At 38.9% G+C, this 11,645-nt stretch carries 13 protein-coding genes; 1 reads left to right on the top strand and 12 read right to left on the bottom strand.

Going from position 1 to position 11,645, the window contains the following annotated elements:
- Nucleotides 1-65: 65 nt before the first annotated feature.
- Complete coding sequence (locus Q9Q35_RS00715; protein WP_304651701.1) at nt 66-1,775, bottom strand: ribonuclease J; 1,710 nt, start codon at nt 1,773-1,775, stop codon at nt 66-68.
- A gap of 177 nt (nt 1,776-1,952) precedes the next feature.
- Nucleotides 1,953-2,222 carry a 30S ribosomal protein S15 gene (rpsO, locus tag Q9Q35_RS00720; RefSeq protein ID WP_004048905.1) on the bottom strand — a complete coding sequence of 90 codons (270 nt, stop codon included), beginning with the start codon at nt 2,220-2,222 and terminating at the stop codon, nt 1,953-1,955.
- A 273-nt stretch (nt 2,223-2,495) separates the two neighbouring features.
- Between rpsO and rpsT the strand changes: the two genes are divergently transcribed.
- On the top strand, nt 2,496-2,750 hold the full coding sequence (gene rpsT / locus Q9Q35_RS00725) for a 30S ribosomal protein S20 (RefSeq protein WP_004048909.1): 255 nt from the start codon (nt 2,496-2,498) through the stop codon (nt 2,748-2,750).
- Nucleotides 2,751-2,801: 51 nt separating this feature from the next.
- Here rpsT and holA read toward each other — a convergent pair whose 3' ends face one another.
- The 10 genes from holA to Q9Q35_RS00775 all read right to left on the bottom strand — a co-directional run.
- Complete coding sequence (gene holA / locus Q9Q35_RS00730; protein WP_304651712.1) at nt 2,802-3,833, bottom strand: DNA polymerase III subunit delta; 1,032 nt, start codon at nt 3,831-3,833, stop codon at nt 2,802-2,804.
- 77 nt (nt 3,834-3,910) lie between these two features.
- Nucleotides 3,911-6,151 carry a DNA internalization-related competence protein ComEC/Rec2 gene (locus Q9Q35_RS00735; protein ID WP_304651702.1) on the bottom strand — a complete coding sequence of 747 codons (2,241 nt, stop codon included), beginning with the start codon at nt 6,149-6,151 and terminating at the stop codon, nt 3,911-3,913.
- The gene (locus Q9Q35_RS00740) at nt 6,148-6,636 is read right to left on the bottom strand and encodes a ComE operon protein 2 (RefSeq protein ID WP_304651703.1); all 489 of its coding nucleotides are present in this window, start codon (nt 6,634-6,636) and stop codon (nt 6,148-6,150) included. Before Q9Q35_RS00740 ends, Q9Q35_RS00735 begins: the two co-directional genes overlap by 4 nt.
- 58 nt (nt 6,637-6,694) lie before the next feature.
- Complete coding sequence (locus Q9Q35_RS00745) at nt 6,695-6,994, bottom strand: helix-hairpin-helix domain-containing protein (RefSeq protein ID WP_304651704.1); 300 nt, start codon at nt 6,992-6,994, stop codon at nt 6,695-6,697.
- Nucleotides 6,995-7,064: 70 nt separating this feature from the next.
- A complete protein-coding gene (locus Q9Q35_RS00750; RefSeq protein ID WP_304651705.1) occupies nt 7,065-7,346 on the bottom strand; it encodes a hypothetical protein in 282 nt (93 codons plus the stop codon).
- A gap of 62 nt (nt 7,347-7,408) precedes the next feature.
- On the bottom strand, nt 7,409-7,879 hold the full coding sequence (coaD, locus tag Q9Q35_RS00755) for a pantetheine-phosphate adenylyltransferase (RefSeq protein ID WP_304651706.1): 471 nt from the start codon (nt 7,877-7,879) through the stop codon (nt 7,409-7,411).
- A 1-nt stretch (nt 7,880) separates the two neighbouring features.
- On the bottom strand, nt 7,881-8,441 hold the full coding sequence (gene rsmD / locus Q9Q35_RS00760) for a 16S rRNA (guanine(966)-N(2))-methyltransferase RsmD (protein WP_304651707.1): 561 nt from the start codon (nt 8,439-8,441) through the stop codon (nt 7,881-7,883).
- Between the two features lie 90 nt (nt 8,442-8,531).
- Nucleotides 8,532-8,822 (bottom strand): YlbG family protein, encoded by a 291-nt coding sequence (locus Q9Q35_RS00765; RefSeq protein ID WP_304651708.1) that lies wholly within the window; start codon nt 8,820-8,822, stop codon nt 8,532-8,534.
- A gap of 52 nt (nt 8,823-8,874) precedes the next feature.
- Nucleotides 8,875-9,996 (bottom strand): CAP-associated domain-containing protein, encoded by a 1,122-nt coding sequence (locus Q9Q35_RS00770; RefSeq protein ID WP_304651709.1) that lies wholly within the window; start codon nt 9,994-9,996, stop codon nt 8,875-8,877.
- On the bottom strand, nt 9,996-11,645 hold a 1,650-nt coding region (locus Q9Q35_RS00775; RefSeq protein ID WP_304651710.1), incomplete at its 5' end, for a biotin/lipoyl-containing protein. The genes Q9Q35_RS00770 and Q9Q35_RS00775, both read right to left, overlap by 1 nt.

An 11,645-nucleotide genomic window follows, 5' to 3' on the forward strand; every position in this document is an offset into this window, starting at 1 on the left:
CACTTTCCTTATTCAAAAAGGCTGTAACATGTTTTTTGTTACAACCTTCATAAATTTAAATCGCATTATTTGTGCGAATCATTATTATTCTTATTTTTACCATGCCCATGATATTGATTTATCTCCATGATCACTGGCAAAATAACGGGATGACGTTTTGTTTGCTCATAGAGAAAATGATTGAGCTGTTCACGTACATCTTGTTTCAAGTGTCCCCAATCAAATTCTTTATTGTCAAGATTTGATTGCACAGTTTTAGTAATGATATCAGCACTTTCAGCGATCAGATCTCGACTTGTCTTAACGTAAACAAAACCTCTTGATGTGATCTTTGGTCGGTCTACGATCTTTTTCTTCTTGCGATCGATCGTGACTACTGCAATGAAGATCCCATCTTCAGACAAGATCTTACGGTCACGAAGCACGATATTTCCAATGTCACCTACTCCGATCCCGTCGATCATCGTATTACCGACTTCGACCGACGATGCAACCAACATTTTTCCACGAGTATATTCAGCCACGTCTCCTTTTGCTAGCAAGAAGATATTTTCCGCTGGAATACCAACTTCTGTGGCTGCATGCGCATTAGCCGCTAACAAACGATATTCACCTTGGACTGGCAAAACATATCGTGGTTTTAATAAGTTCATCATCAACTGTAAGTCATTTTTGCTAGCATGACCAGAAGAATTCAATTCGTCTGAGATCGATTTGACATCAGCCCCAGAACGATAGATCATATCACGTGTTTTAGCCACATTGGTCTCCATTGCATGCGATGGCGTTGTCGTGATAAAGACAAGATCACCTTCATGCAACGAAACGCAACGATGACGTTTTAAAGCCATTTTTTGCAAGGACTTCAATGGTTCACCTGAACGCCCTGCCTCTAAGATAACGATCTGATCATCATCATAGCGTTTGATATCTTTGATCGGGATCAAAATATCATCACTTGGCAAGTGAAGTTTATTTAATTTCAAAGCCGTCCGAACGATCTTTTCAACGTCATGCCCAGTCAAAGCGACTTTTCGATCGTTAGCTTGTGCAGCATCCAAAACTTGTTGAACACGTGAGATATTGGAAGCAACACAGGCAACGATGATCCGTCCCTTTCGATACTCAAAGGTCTCACTGATAAAATCATAGATCTCACGTTCATTGACCGTTTCACTTGGATTTTCCGCATTTGCAGAGTCACTTAGTAACGCTAAAACGCCCTCGTTTCCGATCTCAGCCAAACGTGCTAGATCAGTTTGATATTGTGCCGAAGCAGTTTGATCAAACTTGAAATCACCAGTATATACGATCGTTCCTTCATCTGTCTTTAGTGCGACCCCTAGACTCTCTGGAATCGAATGAGTTGTTTTGAAAAACGAAACAGTTGCGCTAGGAAAATCGATCTCTGTTTTTTCATTGATAACATGAAAATCATTAAAATTCTTTGCTATCTCTTCATTTTCACAAGCGATTTTAGCTAAGGCGATCGTCAATTCCGAACCAAAGACAGGTACATCAAACTCACTTACGAAATATGGTAAAGCTCCGATCGCATCAGCATGTCCATGTGTCAAAAACACCCCGACGATCCGGCGCGCATTTTGACGTAAATATTCAAAATCAGGAATCACGATATCGATCCCTAATAATTCATTTTCAGGATATTTCAATCCACAATCTAGGATGTAAATATCATCATTCACTTCAATAGCATACATATTCTTAGCATTTTCACGTACGCCACCAAGTGAAATGATCTTTATATCACTCATATTCTCACCTCTGTTTTAGATTTTTGTATAAAATATTTTAATTATCATATTTAACACGGGTCGAAAATCGACCTATCAATATATGATTATACCATAATTACGGTACCAGTTAATAATTATATCCAGGCAGAAAAAAAGTGTTGCTAGAATCACTTCTAGCAACACTTCAAAATGAGATTAACGACGCAAGCCTAAGCTCTTGATCAATTCACGGTAACGTTGAACGTCCTTGTTACGCAAGTATGCCAACAAGTTACGACGATGACCGATCTTCTTCATCAAACCACGTTGGGAAGCAAAGTCCTTCTTGTGGCTACGTACGTGTTCGTTAAGTTCATTGATATCTGCAGTCAAAACAGCGATTTGAACTTCTGCTGAACCTGTATCGCCTTCATGACGTGCATACTTTTTCATGATTTCGTTTTTCTTTTCGTTTGAAATAGCCATTGTATTTCCACCTTTCAAAAATTCTGCCTAAAACCGAGTAAGTCGTCGGTGTCGTCGCCAAACTAAGTTATAGGTCCGGTACATCTGTACTTAATCTAATCTACTAGATTTTGCTTTAAAATGCAAGTCTTAAATTTATGAGTAAGTGTCAAGGAATATTTCTTGACATCAAATTCATTTTTCTGTTGCATTGTTTAAAACGCTCTTGTATAATGAGATATGTTGAAAATTTAGATGATACCGTTACGGATCATACAGGTGGAGGTGACATTCATGCCAATTATCAAATCCGCAATCGAACGTGTAAAAACAAACGAAAAAGCTAACGCTCGTAACTCTGCTGAATTAAGCAAGATGCGTACAGCAATCAAAAAATTTGAAAAAGCTAAGACTGCAGGTGCAGAAGATGTTGAAAAACTCTACCGCGAAGCAGTTTCAGCTGTTGACCGCGCACATTCTAAAGGCTTGATCAAAGCTAACAAGGCTGCGCGTGACAAGTCTCGTATGGCTGCACGTTTAGCTAAATAATGAATGATAACAAAAAAGAGCTTGGAAATGAAAATTCCAAGCTCTTTTTTGTTATACCACGACTGCTTTTTGAGCAAAATTAAGCATAAATAGTTGAAAGAGTAATTCTGGCTCTTGCGTCGTAGTTTTCAAGCGTTCCTCAATATGGATCAGGCCTAGATAGGCATTTTTTAAATCTTGGCGCTTAAAGACCCGCGTTTTTTGCAAAGCCAATTTGACCCGATACGGATGGACTTTTAACGTACTTGCAATATTGCCTTGAGCATAGCCATGTTTTTGTAAGATCTCAACTTGAAGCAATAACCGGAATTGACCTTCTAAGATCGCATTGATCTTTAGAGGTTCTTCTTTTTGTTGCAATAGATCCCGATATAATTCCAAAGCTTTAGCCGTATCTTTTTGCAAAACAAGTTCGACTAGATCAAACACATTTTGTTCTAAAGAGCGTGAGACCATCGCAGATACTTCATTGACAGTGATCTGTTTATCTTCAGCTACCAATAGTAGTTTTGGTAACTCATTAGCGATCGTGGTCAAATTAGCGTCAGTTCGTTGCAATAAGATCTCTAAAGCCTCCGGATCGATCGTATAGCCTTTTCGAGCCAACTCTGCTGATAAATACTTACGTACAGCCATTTCTGTCAGTGGACTATTGTCGACTACAACAGCTTTTTGCTTGACCTGTTTGACCACTTTTTTACGCTCATCTAGCTTAGCATAAGGTGCCATCAAAACTAATACAGTCGTTGGTTCAGGATCATTTACATAAGCGATCAATTCATCTAGATCATGTTCGAGTTTTAGCTTTTTAGCTTCACCAGTCAAAAAGTACGGTCGATTTATAAACACGAGACGTTTTTCCCCAAAAAACGGTACTGACATCGCGTCGGCTAGCGCAGTTGATAGCGTTACCTCCTCCATATCATAAACTCCAATATTGAATTCACGTTCTTCTTCTGGGAAATTGGCGATCAGTTTTTGTTTGATCTTTTCAGCATTGACCTGTTCTTCGCCTACAACCAAATAAACTGGTGCCATCTGATTTTTTTCAATGTCATTTAAGACTTTTTCTACTGTCACCATAGTTTTAACCAAAGCTCGCTTCCCTTCTTCTGCTATTATTCTGATTTAACAATCATACCATATTTATCCTGTTAGCTCTAATTATCTTTAAGATTCCAAAATGAGAAATGGCCTAACATTTCAGTAAATTTTATCATCCCGACTCTAGCCGTCACATAGTACGGAACTTTTGCATTTTGTAAAGTCACTAACGTTTCTTTATTGGGGTGACCATATCGATTATGCTGACCAGCAGAAATGAGCGCAACTTTTGGGGCTAATTGTCGTACAAATTTTGGATCAGTCGCTGTCTTACTTCCATGATGCCCAGTCTTTAACACAGCTGCTGTCAAATTAGGGTATTTCTTGATGACTGCAAGTTCTCCTTTGCGATCAAGATCACCTGTAAAAATACATTTTAAGCCATAAAAATCGAGCCACAAAACGAGCGAATCTGCATTTGTTCCTTGGCCACGGGTAAAAGGATGCAGTAACTTCAAGTGTGGATCAGATAATCTTACCTTATCAGTTACGCCCTTAACTGCTTTAGGTGCAACGGCCGACTTAGCCAACCGACGCTTAAAACTAGGGAGATCTTCCATTCCAGCTGGTACGATGATCTGTTTGATCTTGATCAATTGGCTCAAGCTCGGAAAATTTCCAACATGATCTGCATCTTGATGTGTCAAATATAGTTGGTCGATCTGGGTGATCCCTTTACTTAACAAATAATTAGCTACGATCGTTTCACCACTTGTCTTAGTAGGATACTTTTTCCAGTTGGGCATTGCGAAATGAACTTTGCCCCCAGTATCGATCAAGATCACACGACGCGAAAAGCGTTCCCTGATCAAAGTGCAGTCACCTTGTCCTATATCAAAATACACGACCTCACTGCTCAAAGGATAGCGTAACAATAAAAAGGTCAAAAAATAACTCATCCCCAACAAAGCTGACCAGCGAAGTTTTTTAGAACTACCTTGCAACCACAATAATACGCCCAACCAAAACAAGACCATTATCAGTGGTGGTCTACCTAAAACAAAATTACTTGGCGAGCGCGCTAATAAAGTTAAGCCATTTGAGATCAGCTGTAAGATATGGGCTGCTAAATTCTGCAAAAAAGGGATCACTGCACCGATAAATGTCACTGGTAAAATAATATACTCAAAGATCAGATTCATCCAACCCGTTATCAAAAAGGTCAAGAAATTCCACTGATATGTATAATATAGTACGAGTGGTGCACTAAAAGCATTTAGCTTCAAATTAAACAGCCAGTTCAAACTCGTTTTACTTGTAACGATCACCAGAGTCAAAAGATAGCTCAGTTGTGCCCCTAGCTGATAAAATAACGCTGGATAACACCATAATTCAAGCAATAAAACTATTGCCCAAATAGTGGCTGGTTTTAAATGTACTCCTTTTATGAGACCAGTTGCCAGTTTTATCCCACACATCCAGACTGCACGTACTAAACTCGCAGAGGCTCCACCCAAGATCGCATAAACAGGTAAAACTCCCAAAACTGCTAAGATCTCTAGCCATTTTGGTAAACGCAATAGCTTTAATAAATGACGTAAAGTTTTAACTACATAGAAAACATGGAGGCCAGATAAACTAAATAGATACAACAATCCCAATCGCGTGATATCGGCTAAAGTTTTATCAGCATCAGCCAATCTTATTCCCAATAGCAAGGTAGCACTATACCAATCCAATGGTCGAGGAAGCACTTTTAACGTTGAACGTAACGCTTGTCGTAGATCGTGCAACCTCCCGCGCCACGCCATTTGTCCTAGTGGTACCTTTTGCAAAGTATAATGTTTCACAGCAAAAGTTAAAAATATGTTCTTTCCTTGGTAAAAACGGCGCCAATCAAATTGAGCCTCATTGGTCGGTGCTTGTAAAGGTAAAACTTTCCCCGCCACATCCCAGATCTTAGTCTTATTCAATTGCAATAATGTCTTTTTTTCAGCTAAAGTCCGGATCCGATAATATCCATTCACCCACTGACGTTTTTCCCACCACCAAGCCTTAAAAGTTAATAGCTCACCGTTTATCTTAATTTCATCACTGTAGATCAGCAAATGTTGTTTCTGGGTCACATATGGTGTAACTTGCATGACTTGGCGTGCATTTTGTTGCCAAGTATAAAACCGGATACTAAAAATCACACAAACCACTAGCACACTACTGATCAATTGAACATTTTTAGTAGCCAACAGCCTTAAGAATAAAACTAACACGACCACCCCTGCTATCCAAGTATGGTCAAGTATCCAAAAACTTAAACTGACAGCTACAAAGGCTGTCAATAAAAGCATGACTTGGATCACTTAGGTTCTCCTTTAGCGACCAATTGCTTGAACAAAGCAGTGTCAATATATTCCTTATCGAGTTTGACTTGCTCGAGTGCAACTTCTTTTAACTTCAACAATTCGAGTGCATAAGGGTCATTGTTGTAATTTCTGAGATAGTAGATCTTTTTGACCCCTGCTTGTAATAACATCTTAGTGCATTGCAGACATGGAAAATCCGTGACATAAAGTTCTGCCCCATCTGTGGGGATCCCAAACTTAGCACATTGCAAAACGGCATTCATCTCGGCATGGATCGTGCGTAAACAATGCCCATCGACCATATAGCAACCGTCATCAATGCAATGCTTATCACCTGAAACTGAGCCATTATATCCACCGGCGATCATTCGCTGATCTCTGACCAAGATCGCCCCTACAGATAAACGTGTACAAGTACTCCGTAACGATAGCAAAACTGCTTGTAACATAAAATATTGATCCCAAGGGATACGTTTTTCCATTTTTCCTACCTCGTCATCTCTAAATTAGTAATAGTATATCAAAGATAACTATTATTGCCTATATCGTTAAAGACTTACTCAATTTCTGATACGTTTTATCACCAATACCCGAAATATCCTTTAATTCAGATAATTGTTTGAACGAGCCATGCTGTTGCCGATATTCGATGATCTTTGTCGCTTTTTTATCACCGATCCCATCGACTTGCATCAGCTGTTCTTTGGTCGCTGTATTTAAGTTCACTTTACTACCGTTTGCTCCCGATGCATTTACGGTCAAAGAAGTCTGTGGATCTGCTGGAGCAGCTGCTGTTTGAGCACTAGTAGCAGTTGCCCCTTGCTTAGGAACATATATCAATAGTTGGTCAGTCAGTTTTTTGGCGTAGTTTAGCTGTGAAACTTCTGCTTGAGCTGTTGGACCACCAGCGCTAGCGATCGCATCGCCTCACATGGTCACTAGCCGAAAGCTTATATAACCCTGGATGGTTGACTTCACCTTTAACATCTACATATACATAGCCCACTGTTTTCTTTTGCTTAACTGATCGAATCACTTGATGACTTGAAGAACTTGGCGCAAAAACTTCAGCTGTATTCGCAGCTGAATGTTCAAATCCAAATACACCTACAATAGCTAAGATCACTGCTAAAATACCACCTGAAATAAAGCGCCACTTATATTCCATCAGAAAATCATACCAATTATTCATTTTCTCGCCCCCTATTATATAGATACGAAAAAAGAGCAGGAAATATTTCCTACTCTTAAAAATTATTTTTCACTTAATGCTGCTTGAACGATCGGCGGAACTAAATTACCCAATTCACCTTTAAAGCGTGCAACTTCTTTGACCAAAGACGATGACAAAAAGGCATACTTGGGATCGGTCAATAAGATCAAAGTCTCGATCTTTGGTGCCAGTTCTTTGTTCATAGCTGCAATACTTTGCTCAAATTCGAGATCTTGAGTATTTCTGACCGAACGAATGATGACTTGGGCTTCTAATGTTCGAGCAACATTCACGGTTAAATCAGCTTCCTTAGCTAAAACCTTGACATTAGGCATTTTTTCAGTTGCTTTTTGAATAAAACTCTGCCGTTCATTTGCCGAAAACATCGGCTTTTTAGCGGTATTAGTCAAAACCACGACAAACACTTCATCAAATATCGCTGCACTGCGTTTAATGATATCTAAATGTCCATTTGTTACAGGATCAAAACTTCCGGGAAAGATCGCCTTCATTTCAGTTCACTTCCTTATAACGATAAAACGTTAATTCTGTGATCCCATAATCGGCTTTTTTAATAAGTTCAAAATCAGCCAATTCTTCAGGCAGATCAGCAACTTGATCTGTTTCACAAATTATCAAAGCATCGGCATTTAAAAGTCCTAATTGTTTTAGTTGATCCATCAATTCTAAGATCTGTTGTTTTTTATATGGTGGATCAAGGAAAACATGATCAAAGCTCTGCCCTTGTTTAGCTAACTTACTGAGCATTTTATAGGCATCACCTTTTAGCACTGTGAATTTCTCTTCTTCTTTGGTAACGCTCAAATTTTCATGGATCGTTTTGATCGCTTGATATTGTCGGTCTACCAAAGTCGCATGGTCAGCACCACGTGAAACAGCTTCGATACTAAGACCACCCGAACCAGCAAATAGATCTAAAACTTGGCCTCCATCTAAATATGGTCCAATGATATTAAACATCGCTTCTTTAACTTTATCCGTCGTAGGACGGGTCTTCATTCCAGGTACCGCCTTTAAACGACGCCCCCCATATTCTCCTGCTACAACTCTCATACAATTTCAGCTCTCTTTTATTGTCAATTGCCACGCTAGTAATAACGCAACTTATGACATTGTTTTTTATTTTACCAAATAAATATATCTTTAACTAAACTTTTCTTGATCTTCTTCAGTCAGTTTATATGCTTGATGATCTTGTTTGGAAAATTCTGTCGTGATATCAGGTCGATTTGAGATCTCGACTTCTTTAACAAAACGTAACTGTTTCAATTTTTCGACCGTCTTTTTTACATCTACCTCATCCATATAAATCAAGGCATACTTCATCTTGCGTGAAACATACTGAAGATTACCGTAACGTCTTAATTGTTTACTTTGGCGCAAATGATAAAGATATACGATCACGCCACGACGTTTTTTCGCTTCAAAAGCCATCTTTTTATCACCTACATATCTTCTACTATTGTATCATCATTTTTCAAATATTTTATTCATTTTTATCATAAACTACGATCAAGCACGAATTTTCATAATCAAATCCAATTTTTGTATTTTTAGAAAACAAAATATTATTCCAAAAGCTTTGATTTTTTCCCGTCGTTGCTACTAACTGCACTGGATTCACGACTGGTCCACTGATATATATTTCAAAGCGATCTGCATCAACTTGTGCATCTGATAATAATTGTGCTGATATATCTTTGGGCGTTAATTGTAAAACTTTGACGTCATTTAAACGATCTGCTTTAAGTCGCCAGTACTGTTTTAATTGTTTTTTGGGCAAATATTTTTTAGGATCTTTTTCTAACGTTTGACTTATTCTTTGAGCTACGGCTGTCGCATCTTCACTCTGGCTCAACTGCGCCACTTTTCTCTGTGCCCGTTCAAAAGTTAAAACTTCCCAGATCCCCTGTATCATCGTATCTTGATCATCAGAGGATAAAACATCCGTACTATAGCGCACTGGTAAAGGCGTTTGCGAACTTACCTGATATAGATCACTACGCAGTAATTCTTCTTTATCGAGATATTCCACTGCAACTACTTTTTTAGTCACTCTAGAAAAATAACTCACTGCATAACTACCATTTTTAAATGCGATCAAGGGTTTTGTCTCTATATCGGTCTGATTCAACTTTATCTGTGCCGTTTGTTCATTTGATCTGAGTTTAAAATCCATAGCTAGAGGAAATTTTTGTTGTAATTCGCTTTTTTTCAAACCATTTTTTAGCTCACTTGCCAGTGGTGATCCTCCTAAAAGATAGATCGCACAGACTTTAGTGCTATATTTATTGATCCCGACCAACATATATGTTTTATCTTCCCAGCGGTACTGCTGCCATTCGATATTTTCTGCACTGGTGATCACTTGCGTTGGTTGACCAAAATCAGCGCTAAACGCAAGATTTGACACGCCAATATAGCGTGCCAAACCTTGCGTTTTTAATTTAGTTACTTTAGGAACAACTTGTGCGTGTGGTTCATTTGAATGAGACAACTCTTTTTTATCTGTCTTGTCATCACTTGTAAAGATCGCCAATAAATACAAAACAGGCAAAATGATCACAAAACACACACACGTCTTTTTCCAAAAGTTGCGATCAAACATTATTTAACAGGCTCTAATTCAAGCAGCAGATCTTGACTTGCCAAAACATCGCCATCTTTAACATAAATATGAGTCACTTTACCATCAAATGGCGCTTTGATCGTGGTTTCCATCTTCATCGCTTCGGTAACTACCAACGGTTCACCCTTCTTAACGACTTGGTCTTTTTTGACTAAGACGTTTAGCACCGAACCACTCAATGTTGCCCCAATATGATTTGGATTAGTTGGTTCAGCCTTAGGAATAGCATTGACCTTAGCTTCCTTACTCTTATCATGGATCACGATCTGCAAGTTTTGACCGTTGACTGAGAAGAAAAGACTGCGATTACCATCTTCATCAGCATCAGAGATCGAATCCAATCTAAAGATCGAAGAACGACCTGGTCTAAATTTGACCCGAACCGTTTCACCTGGACGCATCCCTTGATAAAACGTCGTCGTATCCAAGACGCCCATTGAACCAAAGCGTTTTGTATTTTCTTCATATCCCATGAAGACATCTGGGTAAAGAATATAGCTCAATACTTCTTCAGCCGTTGGTTTACGCTTGATCTTTTCTATCAATTCTTGTTCCATCTTAGCAAAATCAACTGGCTTTGCTAAACTCCCTGGACGAACAGTGATCGGCTTTTTGTCCTTTAAGACAACTTTTTGCAATTTATCTGGGAAACCACCATATGGTTGGCCAAGATCACCGTAGAAGAAATCAACTACAGATTCAGGGAAATCGAGTTGTTGACCACGAGTCAAGATGTTATCTTTAGTCAAGTTATTTTGGATCATAAAGATCGCAAAGTCACCAACAACTTTTGAACTTGGTGTGACCTTGATGATATCACCTAAAAGTTCATTGACATCGCGATAAGTTTGCTTAACTAATTCAAAGTCATCGATCCCCAATGCTTTAGCTTGTTGTTGTAAGTTAGAATATTGACCCCCTGGCATCCCTGTTTGATAAATATCAGTTTGCGGCGAGGTCATCCCATTCATGAAGGCTTGGTAGAACGGTTTTACTCCTTGCCAATATTGATTGATCTTTTCAACATTTTCCATTTCAAGTTTTGGTTGGCGTGCATCTTCTTCCAATGCGTAATAGAAACTTCCCATACTTGGTTGACTTGTTGTTCCAGAAAGCGAGCTCATAGCTGTATCGACAATATCGACACCTGCTTTAGTTGCAGCCACATAAGTTGAGACCCCATTTCCAGTTGTATCATGCGTATGCAAGTGGATCGGCACATCAACTTTTTGCTTCAAAGCTCCGACCAACTCAAAGGCAGCTTTTGGTTTGAGTAAACCGGCCATATCTTTGATACCAATGATCTGTGAACCTGCATCAACTAATTGTTTAGCCAAATTTTCATAGTAAGCCAAAGTATATTTAGTTTCATTCTTATCTAAAATATCTCCGGTGTAACACATCGTACCTTCAGCTATCTTGCCTGTATCTCGTACATATCGAATGCTCTTTTCCATTTGTTCGATCCAGTTCAAACTATCAAAGATCCTAAAAACATCGACCCCATTAGCTGCACTCTTATCGATAAATGCTTTTAAGACGTTATCTGGGTAGTTTTGATAACCAACTGCATTTGATCCACGTAAAAGCATTTGCAAGAGCGTATGTGGCATTTTTTCACGCATGAA

This window comes from uncultured Ligilactobacillus sp., from assembly GCF_948826705.1.
In the GTDB taxonomy this organism is placed as follows: Bacteria; Bacillota; Bacilli; order Lactobacillales; family Lactobacillaceae; genus Ligilactobacillus.